General features: G+C 60.6%; 19 protein-coding genes and 2 tRNA genes. 8 read left to right on the top strand and 13 right to left on the bottom strand.

The features are described from left to right. Position 1 precedes the first annotated feature (1 nt). Complete coding sequence (locus AC3LCN_RS04345) at positions 2 to 922, bottom strand: PIG-L family deacetylase (RefSeq protein WP_488648865.1); 921 nt, start codon at positions 920 to 922, stop codon at positions 2 to 4. Between the two features lie 84 nt (positions 923 to 1,006). Between AC3LCN_RS04345 and AC3LCN_RS04340 the strand changes: the two genes are divergently transcribed. Then, the gene (locus AC3LCN_RS04340) at positions 1,007 to 1,834 is read left to right on the top strand and encodes an SDR family NAD(P)-dependent oxidoreductase (protein WP_488648864.1); all 828 of its coding nucleotides are present in this window, start codon (positions 1,007 to 1,009) and stop codon (positions 1,832 to 1,834) included. 9 nt (positions 1,835 to 1,843) lie between these two features. On the opposite strand, the gene AC3LCN_RS04335 is transcribed toward AC3LCN_RS04340, so the two are convergent. The 7 genes from AC3LCN_RS04335 to AC3LCN_RS04305 all read right to left on the bottom strand — a co-directional run bounded on the left by AC3LCN_RS04335 (position 1,844) and on the right by AC3LCN_RS04305 (position 7,322). Next, positions 1,844 to 3,133 carry a glycosyltransferase gene (locus AC3LCN_RS04335; RefSeq protein WP_488648863.1) on the bottom strand — a complete coding sequence of 430 codons (1,290 nt, stop codon included), beginning with the start codon at positions 3,131 to 3,133 and terminating at the stop codon, positions 1,844 to 1,846. A 47-nt stretch (positions 3,134 to 3,180) separates the two neighbouring features. Then, positions 3,181 to 3,726, bottom strand: coding sequence for a dTDP-4-dehydrorhamnose 3,5-epimerase (gene rfbC, locus AC3LCN_RS04330; RefSeq protein WP_488648862.1), 546 nt, complete (start codon positions 3,724 to 3,726; stop codon positions 3,181 to 3,183). Beyond that, positions 3,723 to 4,607 carry a dTDP-4-dehydrorhamnose reductase gene (gene rfbD / locus AC3LCN_RS04325; RefSeq protein ID WP_488648861.1) on the bottom strand — a complete coding sequence of 295 codons (885 nt, stop codon included), beginning with the start codon at positions 4,605 to 4,607 and terminating at the stop codon, positions 3,723 to 3,725. Before rfbD ends, rfbC begins: the two co-directional genes overlap by 4 nt. Further along, positions 4,604 to 5,482: a sugar nucleotidyltransferase gene (locus AC3LCN_RS04320; protein ID WP_488648860.1), complete on the bottom strand. Its 879-nt coding sequence runs from the start codon at positions 5,480 to 5,482 to the stop codon at positions 4,604 to 4,606. Before AC3LCN_RS04320 ends, rfbD begins: the two co-directional genes overlap by 4 nt. Continuing rightward, positions 5,479 to 6,486 (bottom strand): dTDP-glucose 4,6-dehydratase, encoded by a 1,008-nt coding sequence (gene rfbB, locus AC3LCN_RS04315; protein ID WP_488648859.1) that lies wholly within the window; start codon positions 6,484 to 6,486, stop codon positions 5,479 to 5,481. Before rfbB ends, AC3LCN_RS04320 begins: the two co-directional genes overlap by 4 nt. Positions 6,487 to 6,521: 35 nt before the next feature. Beyond that, the gene (locus tag AC3LCN_RS04310) at positions 6,522 to 7,196 is read right to left on the bottom strand and encodes a pyridoxamine 5'-phosphate oxidase family protein (RefSeq protein ID WP_488648858.1); all 675 of its coding nucleotides are present in this window, start codon (positions 7,194 to 7,196) and stop codon (positions 6,522 to 6,524) included. A gap of 49 nt (positions 7,197 to 7,245) precedes the next feature. After that, positions 7,246 to 7,322: transfer RNA gene (locus AC3LCN_RS04305), tRNA-Asp, on the bottom strand. A 43-nt stretch (positions 7,323 to 7,365) separates the two neighbouring features. Between AC3LCN_RS04305 and AC3LCN_RS04300 the strand changes: the two genes are divergently transcribed. The 7 genes from AC3LCN_RS04300 to AC3LCN_RS04270 all read left to right on the top strand — a co-directional run bounded on the left by AC3LCN_RS04300 (position 7,366) and on the right by AC3LCN_RS04270 (position 12,232). Continuing rightward, the gene (locus AC3LCN_RS04300) at positions 7,366 to 8,499 is read left to right on the top strand and encodes a GntG family PLP-dependent aldolase (RefSeq protein ID WP_488648857.1); all 1,134 of its coding nucleotides are present in this window, start codon (positions 7,366 to 7,368) and stop codon (positions 8,497 to 8,499) included. 13 nt (positions 8,500 to 8,512) lie between these two features. Continuing rightward, positions 8,513 to 9,226, top strand: a complete 714-nt coding sequence (locus AC3LCN_RS04295) for a 1-(5-phosphoribosyl)-5-[(5-phosphoribosylamino)methylideneamino]imidazole-4-carboxamide isomerase (protein WP_488648856.1) — start codon at positions 8,513 to 8,515, stop codon at positions 9,224 to 9,226. A 37-nt stretch (positions 9,227 to 9,263) separates the two neighbouring features. After that, positions 9,264 to 10,235 (top strand): DMT family transporter, encoded by a 972-nt coding sequence (locus AC3LCN_RS04290; RefSeq protein ID WP_488648855.1) that lies wholly within the window; start codon positions 9,264 to 9,266, stop codon positions 10,233 to 10,235. 4 nt (positions 10,236 to 10,239) lie between these two features. Beyond that, positions 10,240 to 10,872, top strand: coding sequence for a peptidylprolyl isomerase (locus tag AC3LCN_RS04285; protein ID WP_488648854.1), 633 nt, complete (start codon positions 10,240 to 10,242; stop codon positions 10,870 to 10,872). A gap of 91 nt (positions 10,873 to 10,963) precedes the next feature. After that, a complete protein-coding gene (locus tag AC3LCN_RS04280; protein ID WP_488648853.1) occupies positions 10,964 to 11,416 on the top strand; it encodes a peptidylprolyl isomerase in 453 nt (150 codons plus the stop codon). A 275-nt stretch (positions 11,417 to 11,691) separates the two neighbouring features. Beyond that, positions 11,692 to 11,768: transfer RNA gene (locus AC3LCN_RS04275), tRNA-Arg, on the top strand. A 20-nt stretch (positions 11,769 to 11,788) separates the two neighbouring features. Continuing rightward, positions 11,789 to 12,232 (top strand): hypothetical protein, encoded by a 444-nt coding sequence (locus tag AC3LCN_RS04270; protein WP_488648852.1) that lies wholly within the window; start codon positions 11,789 to 11,791, stop codon positions 12,230 to 12,232. Here AC3LCN_RS04270 and AC3LCN_RS04265 read toward each other — a convergent pair whose 3' ends face one another. Genes AC3LCN_RS04265 through AC3LCN_RS04245 form a run of 5 tightly spaced genes read right to left on the bottom strand, consistent with a single transcriptional unit; the run spans position 12,233 to position 17,352 of the window. Continuing rightward, positions 12,233 to 12,937 carry an HNH endonuclease family protein gene (locus AC3LCN_RS04265; protein ID WP_488648851.1) on the bottom strand — a complete coding sequence of 235 codons (705 nt, stop codon included), beginning with the start codon at positions 12,935 to 12,937 and terminating at the stop codon, positions 12,233 to 12,235. Positions 12,938 to 12,946: 9 nt separating this feature from the next. Then, positions 12,947 to 13,738 carry an acyl-[acyl-carrier-protein] thioesterase gene (locus AC3LCN_RS04260; RefSeq protein ID WP_488648850.1) on the bottom strand — a complete coding sequence of 264 codons (792 nt, stop codon included), beginning with the start codon at positions 13,736 to 13,738 and terminating at the stop codon, positions 12,947 to 12,949. Next, complete coding sequence (locus AC3LCN_RS04255) at positions 13,735 to 14,772, bottom strand: hypothetical protein (protein WP_488648849.1); 1,038 nt, start codon at positions 14,770 to 14,772, stop codon at positions 13,735 to 13,737. The genes AC3LCN_RS04260 and AC3LCN_RS04255 overlap by 4 nt, the downstream gene beginning before the upstream one ends. Continuing rightward, positions 14,769 to 15,956, bottom strand: a complete 1,188-nt coding sequence (locus AC3LCN_RS04250; protein ID WP_488648848.1) for a DNA polymerase III subunit — start codon at positions 15,954 to 15,956, stop codon at positions 14,769 to 14,771. Before AC3LCN_RS04250 ends, AC3LCN_RS04255 begins: the two co-directional genes overlap by 4 nt. Before the next feature lie 4 nt (positions 15,957 to 15,960). After that, entirely contained in the window at positions 15,961 to 17,352 is a 1,392-nt protein-coding gene (locus AC3LCN_RS04245; protein WP_488648847.1) for a LabA-like NYN domain-containing protein, read from the bottom strand. Positions 17,353 to 17,425 lie beyond the last annotated feature (73 nt).

Here is a 17,425-nt window from a genome sequence, read left to right as displayed (position 1 = left end):
GCTAGCGCAGTCCTGCGAACAAATCTGACTCTGGAAGTGCTGGCGAATCCTTCAGGCGGTTCCCAATGAGTCGATACTGCTCAACGGCACCAAGGTCAATGTAGTCCTGCTCCGTTAGCACGAGCAGCGGGCCATCACTCTTGATCTGTGTAGCGTGCGCCTGAATCGCGCGGCGTTTTGCGGCGAGATGGTTGGTGATGTTAATACGCGTGGTGATCAGTTCGTCGGGACACGCCATTGCGGCACGCCACTGATGCCACTGCTCAAGCTCTTCTGGCGTTGCCTCCTTCGGCACACTCCACCATGACTCAATGCCACGCGACTCTAGTAGCGCAAGCACCTTGTCGCGCTGTGAATCTGGCGTTCGCACTTCGTAGAGTTTCTTTGGCGTCCATGCCGGTCCCGCTTCGGGCCGCCATGTTGGATCGCCAGCAACCTCCCATGCACGACGCGCAACGCGCGCGGCGGCAATGTGGTCAGGGTGGCCGTAGCCACCAAAGTCGTCATAGGTGGCGATCACGTCGGGCTGCACGCGTCGAATGATGCGCACGAGGTGCTCGGCTGTGCCGTCGAGATCGGTCGTGCTGTGTTGGTGATAGGAGCGTGGGTCTTCGTTCCCTGCATCGCCGACCATGCCGGAATCGCGGAAGCCCAGGTTCTCAAAGTGCGTGACGCCGAGCGCCGCCATTGCAGCGGCGATTTCACCCATGCGGGTTTCGCCAAGGCGTTCGTGCGCTTCGGGGGTGTCCCACTCCGGAATAACGATCTCACCGAGCTCACCGCGGGTGCCGGTCACCACATAGGTATCGGTGGTGGCGCTGTGGGTGGCGGCGTAGGCCGCGAGGGTGCCGCCCATGCTGATCGTCTCGTCGTCGGGGTGGGCGTGTACCGCCATCAGAATCAATCGTCCGTTGTTATCCATGACCAGATCGTACGCGCACAGGGCGGAGTGGGTCGGCTACCCTGAACCCACGCGGCGCATTGCGCCGCACGAGGGAGGTGCCTGATGGGAGCAACAGATCCAAAGGTCCAGCGCTGGGCGCTGATCCTGGGCGCCTCCAGCGGCATCGGCGAGGCCACCGCACGCCTGGCGGCCGAAGCTGGATACAACATCTGCGGCGTCTACTTGGGCCGCTCCCGAGGCGAGAAGCTCGATGCGGCGATCGCCGCCGTGAAGGCGACCGGCGTCGAAGCCCTCTATATCCGCGGCAATGCCGCCGACGACGAGAAGCGCGGCGAGGTCATTGCCCAGCTCAGTGAGAAGTTTGCCGCGGCCCGCGCCGCCGGGCTCACCCCCCAACTTGGGATCGCCGTGCACTCACTGGCATTCGGCAGCCTGCAGCCCTTCCTCCCCGACGGCGAGACGCCGCTCATCACCCGCAAGCAGATGGATATGACCTCCGACGTGATGGCGCACTCCCTCGTCTACTGGACACAGGACCTGTATGCAGCGGGCTTGATTGGCAGCACCACGCGCATCTTCGCCACCTCGTCAGAAGGCGCATCAAAGGCGGTCCCAATGTATGGCGCCGTCTCTGCAGCAAAGGCCGCGGTCGAGGCGCACTGCCGTCAACTTGCGCTCGAGCTTGCGCGACTCGTACCGGGTGCCACCGTCACGGCACTTCGGCCTGGCGTTGTCGATACCCCAGCACTGCGGAAGATTCCAGGAAGCCAAGACTGGATCGATGTAGTGATGAAGAAGCATCCAGGGAAGCGACTCACTACGCCCGATGATGTTGGTCACGCGATTGTTGCCCTATCGGCGCCAGGCATGAGCTGGGTCACTGGAAACATGATCACCATCGACGGCGGCGAGCAGATCGCTGGGGGCTGATTTACCGAACTACGGGCGTAGGGCCCAGCGCAAACGATACATACCATTCGCAAAGATCGGCAGCAGTGAGGCCACCGACGCCAACCACACTCCTGCTCCGAAGAACTGCGCCAGCAGTCCACTGAGTGCGCCGATCCCAACAAGTAGCACAGGTGTGAGTGGCATCTGATGTTGCAGGTAACGCAGTCCCGTAATCACTTGGCTGACAACAAGTAGGCACGCGAACACGACCGTTGCAATCGTTGTGCTAGAGAATGAACCCACCTGCGCAGCCACCAGGATGAAGGCCGCCAGGAACACCGCCACGACCGCAAAGGCCATCCGAAGGATCTTGGTTTGCGTGGGGAGGCGTTTGCGCACTCGTTGAACGAACTCGCGCTGCGATGATGCTGGCAAGAGGAGGCCCCATGCCTTGCGGTACGCATTTGCCGCGAGCACTTGATCCGAGAAGAGGCGTCTCCCCAGAACCCCAATGAGGACCAACAGCCATCCAGCAGGATGCTGATAGAGCCAGGCTGCTCCGCGCGACACAGGTAGTTCTTTTCCAACTCTTCGGGCAATGCCAGCGCGCAGAAGAGCATTTTCTCGCAACGCTGAGTACCGCGTAAGCTGCGGCGCCGTACCCCAGCCCTGTGTTGCACGTACCGCGGTGATGCCGATGGTGTTTCCCGCATGTTGTCGATAGAGAGCCAACGGCTTGTCAATTCGGTGCACTCCGCCGGAGGCGGCTGCAACGAGTGAATACCAGTGGTCGTGATCGGGAGATTCGATCGGGATCGTTGGGTGCAGCCTTGCCAGCGTTGCGTCGAACACTTCGCAAAAGCCGCTCACTTGAGGCTGGATGATCCGTTCCGCAATGCTCATATCGCCACGCGTCCTGATGGAATACTCATGCAACCGCTCCGGGCGTGTCACACCGTCGACCAGAAGGTACGCATCGCAATAGACCATGGAGAGCGGTCCACGCGCCCTTATGGCGGCGACGCTTTCTTCGAGCTTTTGGGGGAGCCAAACATCATCCTGATCGGAGAATGCAATGAGATCGATATCGCTCTTGAGTAGGAGTTGCGTTGCCTTTTGAAAGTTGGATCGCAGGCCGAGGCGCTCGGGGTTCTCTACCCATGTGAATCTTTTGTCGTGCATGAATGGGATCAGATCAGGTGCTGAGCGAATCTCCTCGAGTGAGGAGTCGAGTGTGATCATGCAGATCCACTCTGTATGGGTTTGTGCAGCAATCGACGCGAGCTGCTCAGCAAGCCACACAGGATTCGGCTGATACGCCGCGAGTGCAACTCCCACGATGCGGGGCTGCCACGGCTCGTGAGGTTCTGCTACGCCCACGGGTCTCAGCGGTCGGTGCTCAAGTTTTCGGCAAGGGTCGGCATCGCCTGGTCGCGATCGGAGAGGTGCGGAAGCTCAATGGGCCAAGGAATTGCCAGGGTGGGATCGCTCCAGATAATGCCCCGCTCGCCGGTAGCGGAGCGGGGTTGATCTACTTTGTAGCTGACGAGCGCTGGTTCGTCTCCAAGCACAGCGAACCCATGAGCAAAGCCTGGGGGGACCCAGAGTGACTCACCTCCATCCCCCCTCAGCTCAACGGCGACATGCTGTCCGAAGGTTGGGGAGGCTGGCCGAATATCCGCAGCCACGTCGAAAATGCGACCAGAGAGACACGTAACGAGCTTCCCCTGTTCGGGATCTCGCTGGAAGTGCAGGCCACGCAAAACTCCAGGCGCAGAGTGCGACAGGTTGTCCTGCACGAATCGCACAGTAAACCCAGCGGCCTCTAGGCTGGCCTCGTTGTACAGCTCGGTGAACCAGCCTCGCGAATCGGCAAAGCGGTCCCGTTTGAACAGCAGCACCTCTGGAATGTGCATGGCCTCGACTCTCACTGGCGCGCTGCCCTTACCGCAATTGGAAGCGATGCTTGCCACGGGTCAAGATGCACGCCCAGGGTTTCTGCTTGAGAGATATCGAGCACACAGTGAAGCGGCCGACGCGCCGCCGTGACATACCGATCCGACGTAGTGTCGACAACCGAAACCGCCTGGCTGAGCACTCCCTCGGCCACAGCAACATCGATGATTGCCCGCGCAAAATCTGATCTACTCACAGCCGATCCGCTTGCAAGATGCAACACCCCACCATGAATGTGTAACCTGAGCGCGGCGTCTTGTGTGATCCTTAATGCCGCGCGAGCGAGGTCGGGCGCAAACGTCGGTCGTCCTATTTGATCTGAAACCATTGTCAAGGGAGCCGCTGATTTGGCGAGCTGCAACACTTTACGAACAAAGTTGCCTGGCTGTTCGCTATACACCCATGAGGTTCGAATGATCACGCTATCCGGGTAGGCATCGCGCACAGCCACCTCTCCAGCACACTTCGACTCTCCGTAGGCGTTGAGCGGTGAAGTTGGATCGTCTTCGCGCCAAAAATGATCACCCCCATCGGGGAACACATAATCCGTTGAGTAGTGCACAAACGGAAGATTACGTTCGGCAGCCCACGCGGCAACCCAGCTTGCTGCATCCGCATTCACTGCGAATGCAAGATCGCGCTTGCTTTCGGCGCGTTCTGCGTCTGTATATGCAGCTGCATTGATGAGAGCTACTGCAGGGCCAGCCCCCTCGAGGGCTCGATAGAGCGCAGCCTTGTCTGTGATGTCAGCGTCTTCGCGAGTGATGCCGATTCCGTTTTCGCCAAGCTGCTGAACCAGCGATGAGCCGACCTGGCCAGCTGCGCCGAGTACGATGGTGCGTTGGGGTTGAGTCATTTTGCTTGAGGCTCGATTGCGGAACGAATTCGCAGCGCGTACGCCTCCGACGGTGTCTGATCGACGATGCTGAGAAGGGCGGCTTGATCGAGATAGCCGCGTCGATATGCCGCAATCTCGACGCAGCCGAACTCACTTGCGTGATCCCGCGCTGCTCTTTGAACCGCAAGTGACGCGGCAACGAGTGCGTCTGGGGTGCCAGCATCGATCCACTGCACATCGCTCGGAATCACGACATGGCGCAACTGTCCGGCGTTGAGATACACCGCATTGACGTCGGTGATTTCGAGTTCGTTTCGTGCAGAGCGAGGTAGGCCTTCCGCAATCGAGATGACGTCAGGGCTGTACGTGTAGAGGCCAGTGATTGCGAGGTTGGAGGTCGGTGCGTGCGGCTTCTCGGCAATCGTGATGATGTGGCCGTCTAAGGAAACCTCTGCGACCCCGAAGCGCTCTGGATCAGGCACCTCTTTCAGATAGATCTGGGCGCCCTCTGAAAAGGTGCTGATGTTGCCGGTCACCGTACGTTCCATCGCACTGCCAATGAACAGGTTGTCACCAAGGATGAGGGTGACCGGCTGATCTCCAATGAACTTCTTGCCGATCAAGAACGCCTCGGCAATGCCGCTGGGGTTCGCCTGCTCGGCATACGTCAGCGTCAGGCCAAGGTGTGCTCCGTCGCCTAGGAGGGCCTCAATGGCAGGCAGGTCGCGTGGGGTGCTAATGATCAGAATCTCGCGGATCCCACCGGTTACCAGGGTCCAGATTGGGTAGTAAATCATCGGCTTGTCGTAGACCGCGAGGAGCTGCTTGCTGACGCTCTTCGTGGCCGGATAGAGGCGACTTCCGCCGCCGCCAGCAAGCACAATCCCTCTCATGAGCCAGCCGCCGTGTGTGTCTGCTCGCGGGCACGCGCCACATGCCAAACCACTGTGCTTTTCAGCGCCTCGGCGAACTGGTGTTGCGGGGCGTAGCCAAGTTCACTCATCGCTCGCGCACCATCAATCGCATATCGATAGTCATGGCCAAGACGATCAGTCACAAGCGCAATTTGCAATGCGTACGACGCTCCGTCGCTTCGTGGTGCAACCTCGTCAAGAATCTGGCAAATCTCACGCGCAAGCGCAAGATTGGAACGTTCGTTTTCGCCACCGAACGCATAGCGGCCTCCAGGCGTGCCGCGCTCCAGCGCCTGCATCACTCCGCTGACATGATCTTCGACATAGATCCAATCACGAACATTTGAGCCGTTGCCATAGATCGGAAGGGGCTTTCCAGCGAGTGCGCAGTGAACGAGATGCGGAATGAACTTCTCGGGATACTGATACGGCCCGAAGTTGTTGGTGCAGTAGGTTGTGATTGTTGGCAAATTATACGTGTGGTGCCATGCCGATACCAAGTGATCGGCAGCCGCTTTTGATGCTGAGTACGGTGACCGCGGATCGTATGGGCTCTCTTCCGTAAAGTGACCAGTTTCGCCAAGGCTTCCTAACACTTCGTCGGTAGAGATCTGTACAAATCGAAAGCGCTGGGCATCGTCCGTGCTCAGTTTCTGAAAATGCGCCAGCGACGCGTTTAGCAGCGAGTACACGCCAAGAATGTTTGTCTCCATGAAGGTGCCGGGATCAGAGATAGACCGATCAACATCGGATTCAGCGGCAAAGTTAACGACCGTACTGATTTGATGCTGATGCAACAGTTTTGCTACAAGCGCAGTATCGGTAATGTTTCCTCGCACAATCTCAATATCGTTTCGCTCAGCGAGCGATGTTGGATCTGCCGCATACGTGATTGCATCAAGTACAACGACGCGGTCACCAGCGCTCTCTGCGCGCTTAGCAAACGCACTGCCGATAAAACCAAGTCCTCCGGTCACGAGCATAGAGCGCTGGCGAGTCTTGGCAGACGTTGTCACGGCTAAATTGATTTTCCGAGGAGCCGTCGGATGTTATCCGAAACCTCCACCAGCACTGGGGTTTCGGCATCTGGGGTGACATCGGTAAACCGTGTCTCAACGCCAAGTACGCCGGCCCACACCTTCTCTTCGCTGTCATCAGGATTGCCGTGCACGCCACCGGTGCGAATCTTTCCAGATGCCTCGGTGATCTTCATGCCGAGCATGGTGGTGGCTTTAAGCTCTTGTTCAGTAGATGCGCGCAAATCCGCAGACCGACCAGGTACGAGCTTGTCGACGAACGCATCAAGCTGCGCCACTTTCTCTTCACCGGTGATCTCTTCGCAGATGCCGAACAGCGTTGCCGAGCGGTAGTTAAAGGAGCTGTCGAACCCGCTCCGCGCTAAGACGATCCCGTCGGTCAAGTGAATGGAGACAGATACCTCAGTCCCTACGACCGACTTCAAGAATCGGCTGGCCGCCGAGCCGTGCCAGTAGAGTCGGTCGCCGTCGCGCCAGTGTGCCGTGGCGGTGGCGTGCGGGCGGCCATCAAGGATGTAGGCGATGGTGCAGGTGAGGGCGGCGTCGACCACGGGGTAGATGTCAGCTCGCTCGTAGTGCCCTCGGTCAGGGAGTCGCCGCACACGCGTTCGCTCGCTCGGCGGGAATCCATCGGTGACGGGTATGTCGCGCGGCATGTCGCCATCGTAGGCGAGTGGCGATTAGTTGAGGGGGAGTCAGGTTTCCTGGCGGACCCGACCGGATTCGAACCGGCGATCTCCAGCGTGACAGGCTGGCATGTTGGGCCGCTACACCACGGGTCCGCGACAGGACTGCGAAGCCTACCAGAGGGGGTAGGATCCGACTATGGGATACGGAGCAGACGCAGCATCACGAGGCGGCGGGGCCGGCCGCATCGACCTGCGCTCCGACACGGTCACCCACCCAACCCCCGAGATGCGCCGTGCCATGGCCGAGGCGGAGGTCGGCGACGACGTCTTTGAGGACGATCCGACCGTCGCCGCCCTAGAGGAGCGTGCCGCTGCCCTGCTCGGTAAAGAGGCGGGCCTCTTCGTTGCCTCAGGCACCATGGGGAACCTCGTCTCGGTGATGGCTCATGTGCCACGTGGCGGCGAGATCATCACCCCCGCCGAAGGGCATATCCCAAACGACGAGGCGGCTAACTACGCCGTAGTCGCTGGCGCTGGACTTCGACTAGTCCAAGAGAACCCCAACGGAGAGATGCCAGTCGCCGATGTCCTTGAGGCGATTCAAGACGCATCCGACCCACACAGCGCCATCACCTCGCTCGTCATCGTTGAGAACTGCCACGCCCATACGTTCAGCCGACCCATCACTCCCGCCTACATGCGCGAGCTTCGCACGGCGCTGAAGCCATCTGGCATTCCGATCCACGTCGATGGCGCGCGCCTCTTCAATGCGGTTGTTGGGCTCGGCGTCTCTGCACGTGAGCTCGTTGCTGATGCTGACAGTGTGACCTTCTGCCTTAGTAAGGGTCTCGCTGCACCGATCGGCAGTGTTGTCGTTGGCAGCAAAGAATTCATCTGGAAGGCGCGACGCGCGCGCAAGTTACTTGGCGGCGGCATGCGACAGGTGGGTGTGCTTGCGGCTGCCGGCCTCGTCGCACTCTCTGATGGACCAGAGGGCACGGTGAAGCGACTTGCCGAGGATCACGTCAATGCACGCCGCCTGGCGACCGAGATCGCAGCGCTGCCTGATGTGATCTCGCCAGGGCACAATGCGCAGCGAGAAGGCGAGCGGCTAGACCCCTCTCGCGTCGTCACAAATTTTGTGATCTTTAAGGTTACTGGCGGCATCCCGCGGCGAACACGCTTCCTTGACGCTCTTGAGAAGCGTGGCGTACTAATGGTTGCATACACGCACGGACAGATTCGTGCGGTAACGCACTACGGCATTGGTGATGATGAGATCACCAAGACGATCGCGGCGACAGCTGCAGCACTGACCGAAACCGCGTAGCGCTGCGCAGCCGATGCGCATTGTTCCATCTATCGATCTTGAGAAGGGTCGCTCTCGCATTGTCTTTTGGCCTGGCGCCGCTACGGGTGTTGGCGCACCAACAGATCAGCCAGCGCGCATTGCGCGTCACTTCGTTGATCGCGGTGCAACGCTGATTCATCTTGTGGACTTTGATGGTGCTCGTGCAGCGGCGCCAATCAACATTGAATCAATTGGCGCAGTTGCTAGCCTCGTCGCAACTCCACTACAGGTTGCTGGCGGGCTAGAGTCGCCTGAGGCTATTCGTATTGCGTTTGCAGCGGGAGCAACGCGGGCAGTGATCTCTCTCGCGCTGATTGATGAGCCGGAGCGTCTCGCCGCATGTATCGCCGCGGCGGGTGATTGGCTCGCTGTTGGTTTTGATCCACGGCCGGATCGGATCGCGTCGTTCAACTGGAAGCGCTCGGCGACCCCAACAGCGGAGAGCCTCATCGATGAGCTCGCTGCGGCAGGGGTGACACGCATCGTGCTGAGCCACGGTGGTAACGCGAGCGAGAGCGCGGCGTTCGCTAATCTTGCGGCACGTCAGCCAGGGATGGAGCTGAGCGTTGCGGGTGGGGTGAGCGACCTTGATGGCGTGCGCCGACTCCGCGATGCTGGGGTTGCCAGCCTCATCTTGGGCGAGGCGCTCCTCTCGGGCGCGATCGATTTTGAGGAAGCCTCAAGAATCTCTGACCCTGCGCTGTAGCGCGCACATGCTGCGCACCTCGCTTAGACTCCCCCGCATGGCAACAGCAAAGCGCATCAACGAACCGCTCGCGCTGAGCCCCCTCGCGGGGCTCGGTGCCGTCATCCTCACCGGCGTCCTCTGGGGCACGATCGGCGTTGTCACTGGCCAGCTCAAGGCGGCCTTCCCTGGCGCTGATGGGGGTCCGAGCACGCTTAGCTCCCTCGTGCTTGTTGTCGTACGCCTTGCGATCACCGCCCCAGCCGCCGCCATCACCGCGCGCCTCTTGCTCGGTCGCGGCGCCTTCCGCCTCCCTAGTCGAATGCTTGCACTCGGGTTAGGGCTCGGACTCGTTCAGGCGTTCTTCCAATACGCCTACGTTGAGGCCGTGACCAACGCTGGGGTTGGTATCGCCACGGCGATTGAACTCTGCCTCGCGCCGGTACTAGTCGCCGCGCTGAGCATCGTCCTACTCCGCGAGCGGCCCGATCGCATGATCATCGGTGCAATCGTTTTTGCCGCGATCGGCACCATTGTGATTGCTGCAAATGGCGCGGTCCCCGGGAAAGAAGCCACATTCCAGGTGGGCATCATCTGGTCGCTCGCCTGCATGGTCGGCTATGCCTCATACATCGTGCTCGTGCGTCAACTCGCTGCAGGCATTCATCCGCTGGAACTTGTCGCACTCGCTGCCACTGGTGGCTTCGCCGTGCTCGCAGCGGTGTCAACTGTTGTTGGAGTAAAGCTTCCTGATCTCGCCGACAAGGATCTCCTCATTCCAGGTCTGCAGTTTGCCTACCTCGCACTCATTGCAACGTGTCTCGCCTACGCGCTCTTCGTTTCAGGGGTGCGCGCAACAAGTGCCACTACCGGCTCACTTGGCGCACTCGCCATGCCGCCAACAGCAACAATCCTCGCTGCGGTATTGCTTGCGCAGATTCCTACGATTGAGACCGTCATTGGGCAGATCCTTTTGATGTCCGCGATGGCAGTCACCATTCTGCGAACCGCTCGCCGCTCCAATTCCTAACGACATGCGCGCAACCGCTGTATCGCTTGCACTTACCGCAATGCTCACGCTCAGCGCGTGTGGTGCCGACACATCACCAAGCCCATCATTAAACGCAACCGGCTGTCCGACCTCTCAGCCTGCAACGCTCAGCGCCGAAGCATCAAACGATATTGCGTTTGAAACATCTCTTGGCACATTTGTGGTGCGGCTTGCAGTGAAGAGCTCGCCAATCGCCGTGAGTAACCTAACCGCACTGGCGATCTGCCACTTCTACGACAACGTGATCTTTCATCGAATCGCCTACATGGAAAACGGAACGCCATTTGTCATCCAGGGTGGCGATCCAACCGGCACCGGTACTGGCGGCCCGGGTTATTTCATAAAGGATGAGCCAGTCCTTGGCACTTACCGTCGTGGTGTGATCGCGATGGCGCGATCGAGTCAGCCCGACTCACAGGGGAGCCAGTTCTTTGTGATCCTTGATGACGCTGCGGCGGTTCCACTTGAGAGCGCTCGTACATATGCAATCCTGGGAGAGGTCATCTCCGGCATGGATGTCGTTGACGCGATTGCGGCGCTAGAGCGCAACGGGGAAGACCGCCCAATTGATCCCCCAACGATCCTCTCGACGACCGTTACTCCCACCGCGCCCTAGCACGTCCGCGCAACTGATCGTTCGCGGGTAAACTCTGCATATCGTCGGCACCAGCCGACCACGTGGCCTTGCGCCACAGAGGAGTGATGGAATGGCAACCGCCAAGATTGAGACGACCGCCGGCGTCATCGAGTTTGAGCTCCTTGACGATGCGGCACCGAAGACCGTCGAGAACTTTGTAACCCTGGCGAAGAAGGGTTTCTACGACGGGGTGATCTTTCACCGCGTCGTTCCGGGCTTCGTGATCCAAGGCGGCGACCCTGATGGAACCGGCATGGGCGGGCCAGGCTACAAGTTCGACGATGAGCCGGTAACGATGGGCTACGCCCGCGGCACGGTGGCGATGGCCAACTCGGGGCCAAACACGAACGGGAGCCAGTTCTTCATCTGCCTCGATGACCTTGCCAGCCTGCCGCCGAAGTACACGATCTTCGGCATGGTCACCTCGGGCCTGGCCACAGTCGACGCGATCGCCAAGGGGGCCACGGGCCCAGGCGACCGCCCGCTGGAGCCGGTCAAGATGACGGCGGTGACAATCTCCTGACCCTTGCCCTCGGCACAAGGTGTGCCAGGGGGTTGGAATCCGACCCTCCAGGGAGTATTCTTTCCTCAGCTGTTCTTGTTCAAAGACCATGGGTAGGTGGGTTAGGGTAGTCGCTATAGGCGACGTGATAGATGCTCTTTGAGCGTTGCGGGCGGGGCTGACTTGTTCGTCCCACAAGCGGATCGGCTTGAGGCGACTCCTGCCAAAGGGGGTCGCCTCATTTATTTTTCACTCGAATTTGCGCGGCGGGACCCCTGATAAACTCACCACCCTTCGCGCTCGTAGCTCAGTGGATTAGAGCGTCTCCCTCCGAAGGAGAAGGTCGCAGGTTCGAATCCTGTCGGGCGCACCACACCAAGTAAACTCCTCCTTATGGCTGAACAAGAGTTCGTTACGGTTCCGCTGCTGCGCCGGCCCCTTTTGCTGGTCGCCGCCGCCGTCAATCTTGGCGCAGTCGTTGTGGGCCTGAGCGGCACCGACGAGCGGCTCTTCTATGTTCCTGCGGCACTCGGCCTTCTCTGGTCGATCGCCTACCGCGCACAACCACGTGAAGGTGTCCGCCAACTACGACGCGCACCGCAAGGATCTATCACCGTGCGCCGACCAGATAGGCCCACACCACGACAGCGCACAGAGATGCCGCCAACTCCATCAGGCTTTGCCCCATCTGCCGCAGTTGCCGCAGCACGTGAACGCGGTGGTGTGCGCAAACCGATTAGACCAGTAGAGATTGGACTTCCGAGCAAAGGTACGGAGCCAGAGAAGAAGCGCCGTCGCGGTCGTAAGGGTGGAGACGGACCGAACCTCGGCCTATAGTTACGGCGCGATCTTCACCGTAACCACGGGCGGCTTGCTGAGCGCGAAGCAACGCGCATCGAGCCAACCGTCGCGGATGGACTGGCGCTCCTCTGCATCAACACTGAGGTTCCAGCGAATTTTTATCGCAACCCAATCGGTCAGGTAGACGCAGTTTGCTGACTCTAGTGGCGGTAGCCAGTTCGTTGGATCGTCATCACTTTTCTCCTGATTGACATTGTCGGTAACGGCACGCAGGGTCCAGGAGACACCGAGATCATTCGCGTACGCTTGTCGACGAGACGCTGACCACTTCCAGGCGCCTGATCGCCACGCTTCACCGAGTGCGACAACATGGTCGATATCAACATCAGAGGCGCGCGTCCACGTTTCGCCGTCGTAGAGGCTCAGCCACTTTCCCGTGCTCACCGTCTTACCAGTTGACGTGAAGTGCACAGCAACAAGCGACTCGGCGATCAGAACTTCGGCACGAGTGTTCTTACCATCGCGGTCTTGATCAATCCAGAGCTTGAAGAGCTTGCGTTCATAGCCGCCGATGTGCTCCGATATCACTTGTACGCAATCGAGTGCGGTGAGTAGACCAAGTTTGGTGTTGTTGGTCTTGCACGCTTTGGCGGCGCTCGTGGCTGCACCGACCGGTGCGGGGGTAATCAGCGTTAGGGAGATAATGAGTGCGAATAGTACGAAAGTAATACGAGACTTCATCAGATTAGATTACGCGACGACGTTGAAGAGTGCGCGAACGAGCGCAGTTCCCTCTTCATCGTGAATGTCGATGCGCGCCTCGTTGGCCGTGGCGCGAACGGTGCAACGGACGGCGGTGCCAGTAGTAAGGCCGAGGTACTCCAGCCGAATGCGGCGACGCGATGCGTTAAGTTGCGCTGGTGCCACTACGCTGAGCGCCTCTTCGGCAATCTCAAGCCAGGCGGCGTTGTTCACATGCCCAAGCGGATCGAAGTCGGCGACGCGGAGTGGCACCGTCACGGTGACACCGGGTATATCGCCGGATGTTTCTGCGGGGATCTTCTCGGGGGTGAAGGTGGCGCCGACTTCAGTGACGAAGGGCTCGAACTCGGCTGGGAAGCGGACTGGTCTTCCGTTCTGGTCGGTCATGACCCAATCGATGGTGGCATCGGCGATCACGCGACCAGCGGTGCCGAAGAGCCGGGTGCGGCGTCGTGCCATCACGTGACGGAAGCCGACCAGGGCCGTGGTGCCCGTCATCGCCTCATTGGAACGGGGCGGCTCATCGATGAGTAGGTCAATGCTCCTAACGACCCAGCCAACGCCGCGCGACTCGTACCACGCGCGTCCGTACTCGAGCGTCTCGCTGTGCTGCCAGGCGAGGTCTTGAGCGTGTCGGAGCACCGCGGCGGCGCGCATGTTGCCAGCGCGATTGCATTCATCAAAGCGCACAGAGCGACTCTCGTCGCGATAGCGGGCGTGCTCTGGCAGGCGCGCCTCATCGGGGGCGAGACCGGGGGTGAGTCGCTCGTTCAGGCTCATCCGGCGGCCAGCCGTCCGAGGGTTTCGAGGGTAATGAAGCGTGTTTTCTCGCGTGGAGCCCGCACGATAGTGAGGCGCGCAGCAACGATCGCGGCGGTATCAAACGCCACAACACCGATAGCGATGCGCGCGCTGTTCCCCGCGGCGCGGATTCGGGCATCTTCGAGTTCGGCGAGAAGGCTGGCGTCGATGCCACGGGCCCCCCACTTACAGTCCCAAAGCTCTGGAGCTGGGCCGGCCTCAACGGTGACGTCAAACGGATGCGGGTCAGCAGAGACGCCATCAATGGCGAAGCGTCGCTCGCGCCGAACTAATCGGTCGGCATCATTTGCGAGCACCGGGCGTCGGCGCAACATCTCAGCGGTGGTTGCCTCAACGACTGCGCCGCGGTACTGCGCGTTGGAGGCTTGTGCCTTCCCACCGATTGCTAGGGCACCGACGACCAGCGGGTCGGTGTTGGTTCGACGTGATGGAAGGGCGGCGAAGAGCGCCACTGTCTCTGCTGTCGTTGGCTCTGGATCGTTCATCACCGCTCGGGCAATGAGCCGCTCGGCGGGTGTAGCGTTTGCAATCGCCACCGCAAGTGGTCGCAAGATTGGATCCGCTTGAATGCCGGAATAGACCACGGCTCGACCATCGCGCGGCGCGTCGCTAAACGAGATCCCTGCGGGGATGCGCGCTGCTACTGTCGTGCCGCTACTTTGTGGCACGACATCTTTTGGCATGCTCGCAGGATTCAGTGTTGCCGCAAGGAGTGTCAGCGCAAGTCGCGGCTGCATGCCAATCCAATCAATGGCGCGATGTGGATCGTTTGCAGCAATGACGCGCTCAATGCTTGCAGCAAGAGATTTGAGTGCATTCGTCGCAGCATCTGGCAGTGCGCGATCACCGATTGCAGCAATCGCTCGGCTCAACTCTTCTTCCCCCAGTGTTGAGACAACGTTGGTGTGATCGAGCGCATCGGTTACCTCTTCGCCGAGTGCCACGAGTCGCGCGAGTAAATCTTGCTGATGCGTGAGTGCAGTGCCGCTCATAGCGTTGGCCAACTGAGCGCTGCAGCATCAAGTAGAAGTTCTGGGTTGCCATTGCGGCGGAGGGCGTTCAATGCCTTATCAATTGCGCGCAGCGCCTCTCCCCATGTTGCTGGTGGAAGCTGATGTGCAACATCCTCAATCTCTGCGCGATCTTCTGGAAAAGCGATCTGGTCCGCAGCGCCAACACTCACCAGCGCAAGATCACGCGCCACCCCACGCCAGAGGCGCAGGAGTGCGGTTGCAGCGGCCCGGCGCTCTGCAGGTGTTGCCTTCGCGCTGCGCTTGGCGGGACTCTTCTTCTTTGGCTCGGCATCGACAACTGGCGCGTCATCACTGCCATCATCACTTTCGGTTCCATCATCTGCGTCACCGTCATCAGCGCCCGCAACCAGAATTGCACGTGCGTCGGCAACGAGTGCGCCAAGCTGGCTAAGCCGTGCATGCGGTTGCGTTGCGGCAAAGTCAAGAATTTGTCGGCGAATTTGCGCGTGCGCTCGGGCGGCATCACCGGTTGCCTCGGCGTCAATGAGTGGCCCAGGACGACCAGATGACATGCGCAGAAGCCGCACCGCTGTGGGCGCATCTACACCAAGCCGCTCACCAAGCAGCTCGCTCGCCTGTTTCGCGTCGGGAAGACCGAGGCGAATCACTGCACAGCGGCTACGAATCGTTGGCATGAGGCGCGAGTCTTCAGCGGCCGCCAGGATCACATGCGTGCGAGAAGGTGGCTCTTCAAGGGTCTTCAGGAGTGCGTTCTGCGCCGCTTCGTTCATGCGGTCGGCGCGCTCAATGAGCGCGATGCGGCGGCCGCCCTCTACGGGGAAGAGGGCGAGGCCAGCGGTGAGGGCGCGAATCGGCTCGATCCCGATCTCATCCGATGCCCCTGTTGGAGAGATGACGACGAGGTCGGTGTGGCTCCCTGAGGCGATCAGGCGACAGGCTCGGCAGGCGCCACATGGCCCGCCGTCGACTGGCTCGCCACACATGAGCGTGGCAACAGCGTCACGGGCGAGTGTGCCTGCGCCCGCACCACGCGGCCCAAGGATCAGCAGGGCGTGCGGTGGTGCGTCGGCGAGCAGCGTGGCGAGATGCGCCGCGGCGGCGTCATGACCGCGAGTTGCGAAACGTGCAGGGCGACGCGCAGGGTGAGCGGCGTCAGGCGGCGTTGAGACCGCCCGCGCCATCTCGTTAGGCTCCCTTGCTCCCCTTAGCCTTTGGCCGCGTGGTGCTCTTCTTTACGAGAGCGACCTTTGCGGCGGGCTTGGCGGCACCGCGTGCTGCAGGCTTAGCGGCAGCCTTCGCGGCCGGCTTCGCAGCACCCTTCGGTGCCGGTCGACCACCACGCGAACGGCCCTTCCCGCTCACTGTTGCCTCTTTGCCGTTGAATGCCGCCGACTCGCTCGCCGATCGTCCGGTCGCCTGCAGTTGGGACTGCAAAAGCGCGGCCACATCTGGCGAGACATCGCTGATGCCGTCATCGGCGTCGTTGTAGCTCGCGCTCGAACGAATCGTGTCGTCTTTGTGGGAACGAGCAACCTCATCGGCGATGCGTGATGGGCCGGAACCGAGCTGCTGCCGCGCAGCGCGCACTGGTCCACGACCTGTAGCGGTTCGGCGCTCAGTGGCAAGGTATTCAGGAACGCCGCCTGGCGCACCATCATCGGCGTCGTCCAGCGTCATCGTCTCAATGCCATCGAGTGAATCGCCACCAACTCCGCCACGACCACGACGTCCGCGACCACCGCGGCGGCGGCGACGGCGTGGGCCGTCCTCACCGAACGCAGCTGCGCCTTCGTGGTTCTGTGATGATGCCTCAGCGCCTGCGGCGAGATCGTCTGGGCCAAGATCGTCAAGCGTCAGTGTCTCGATGGAATCAGCGTCAACCATCGTGTCGCCAATGCGGATTGCCGACGAGCGGCGAACCGGTGCTGCGGTGCGTGGTGCTGCAGTGCGTACGGTACGACCGCCGCGAACTCGTTCGCGCTCAGGCGCTGCGCCAACGCGGCGTGGTCGTGCTGGTGCCTCGGACTGCTTGTCGGGAACCTCTGTCATGGAGAGATCCTCTTCGCCCTCTGCGGCAACGCGGCGACCACTTCGTGCGCCCGCCTCCACCTTGGCGATTGTGGTGATCTCAATGAACTGGTCAGCAACTTCAACGAGGTCGCTGCTGGTGTTTGCGCGGAAGCTTACGACTTCAACGCGAACGCCCATGTCTTGCACCGCGCGAATAGCTGGTGCGAAGTCACCGTCGCCCGAAATGACGACTGCGATGTCGAGCTTTGGCGCAAGGCGCACAAGATCAACGACGAGTTCGATGTCAAGGTTCGCCTTAAAGCGACCATCGCCGTACTTGCGAACATCCTTGCTGACAACCTTGTAGTTGTTGCGCGCAAGGAAGTTGTGGAAGGCCTTCTGGTTCTCGTTGTCTGGATCGAGACCGGTGTAGGCGTAGGCGCGAACAAGATCGCGGTTCGCCGTGAGGGTCTTGAGGAGCGTGACGTAATCGATGTCAACGCCTGCAGCCTTCGCTGCGTAGAAGACGTTTGCGACGTCTACGAAAATAGCGACATTACGTGCCATTACTTTGTACCTCTGGTTTCTTAGTAGATAACGTGGCGTGCGCTGCTACGACGGGGCTGGGCCGGTATCGGCC

The organism is Candidatus Limnocylindrus sp., assembly GCF_040397215.1.
Taxonomy (GTDB): domain Bacteria; phylum Chloroflexota; class Limnocylindria; order Limnocylindrales; family Limnocylindraceae; genus Limnocylindrus.
The sequence above is the reverse complement of the archived record's forward strand: the minus strand, read 5'-3'. Positions and strand labels throughout refer to the sequence as shown.

Bases quoted from the DNA above. Each gene is read 5' to 3' on its own strand.
- AC3LCN_RS04345 (WP_488648865.1), bottom strand. From the start codon at position 922: ATGGATAACAACGGACGATTGATTCTGATGGCGGTACACGCCCACCCC.
- AC3LCN_RS04340 (WP_488648864.1), top strand. From the start codon at position 1,007: ATGGGAGCAACAGATCCAAAGGTCCAGCGCTGGGCGCTGATCCTGGGC.
- rfbD (WP_488648861.1), bottom strand. From the start codon at position 4,607: ATGACTCAACCCCAACGCACCATCGTACTCGGCGCAGCTGGCCAGGTC.
- AC3LCN_RS04320 (WP_488648860.1), bottom strand. From the start codon at position 5,482: ATGAGAGGGATTGTGCTTGCTGGCGGCGGCGGAAGTCGCCTCTATCCG.
- rfbB (WP_488648859.1), bottom strand. From the start codon at position 6,486: ATGCTCGTGACCGGAGGACTTGGTTTTATCGGCAGTGCGTTTGCTAAG.
- AC3LCN_RS04310 (WP_488648858.1), bottom strand. From the start codon at position 7,196: ATGCCGCGCGACATACCCGTCACCGATGGATTCCCGCCGAGCGAGCGA.
- AC3LCN_RS04300 (WP_488648857.1), top strand. From the start codon at position 7,366: ATGGGATACGGAGCAGACGCAGCATCACGAGGCGGCGGGGCCGGCCGC.
- AC3LCN_RS04295 (WP_488648856.1), top strand. From the start codon at position 8,513: ATGCGCATTGTTCCATCTATCGATCTTGAGAAGGGTCGCTCTCGCATT.
- AC3LCN_RS04290 (WP_488648855.1), top strand. From the start codon at position 9,264: ATGGCAACAGCAAAGCGCATCAACGAACCGCTCGCGCTGAGCCCCCTC.
- AC3LCN_RS04285 (WP_488648854.1), top strand. From the start codon at position 10,240: ATGCGCGCAACCGCTGTATCGCTTGCACTTACCGCAATGCTCACGCTC.
- AC3LCN_RS04280 (WP_488648853.1), top strand. From the start codon at position 10,964: ATGGCAACCGCCAAGATTGAGACGACCGCCGGCGTCATCGAGTTTGAG.
- AC3LCN_RS04270 (WP_488648852.1), top strand. From the start codon at position 11,789: ATGGCTGAACAAGAGTTCGTTACGGTTCCGCTGCTGCGCCGGCCCCTT.
- AC3LCN_RS04265 (WP_488648851.1), bottom strand. From the start codon at position 12,937: ATGAAGTCTCGTATTACTTTCGTACTATTCGCACTCATTATCTCCCTA.
- AC3LCN_RS04260 (WP_488648850.1), bottom strand. From the start codon at position 13,738: ATGAGCCTGAACGAGCGACTCACCCCCGGTCTCGCCCCCGATGAGGCG.
- AC3LCN_RS04255 (WP_488648849.1), bottom strand. From the start codon at position 14,772: ATGAGCGGCACTGCACTCACGCATCAGCAAGATTTACTCGCGCGACTC.
- AC3LCN_RS04250 (WP_488648848.1), bottom strand. From the start codon at position 15,956: ATGGCGCGGGCGGTCTCAACGCCGCCTGACGCCGCTCACCCTGCGCGT.
- AC3LCN_RS04245 (WP_488648847.1), bottom strand. From the start codon at position 17,352: ATGGCACGTAATGTCGCTATTTTCGTAGACGTCGCAAACGTCTTCTAC.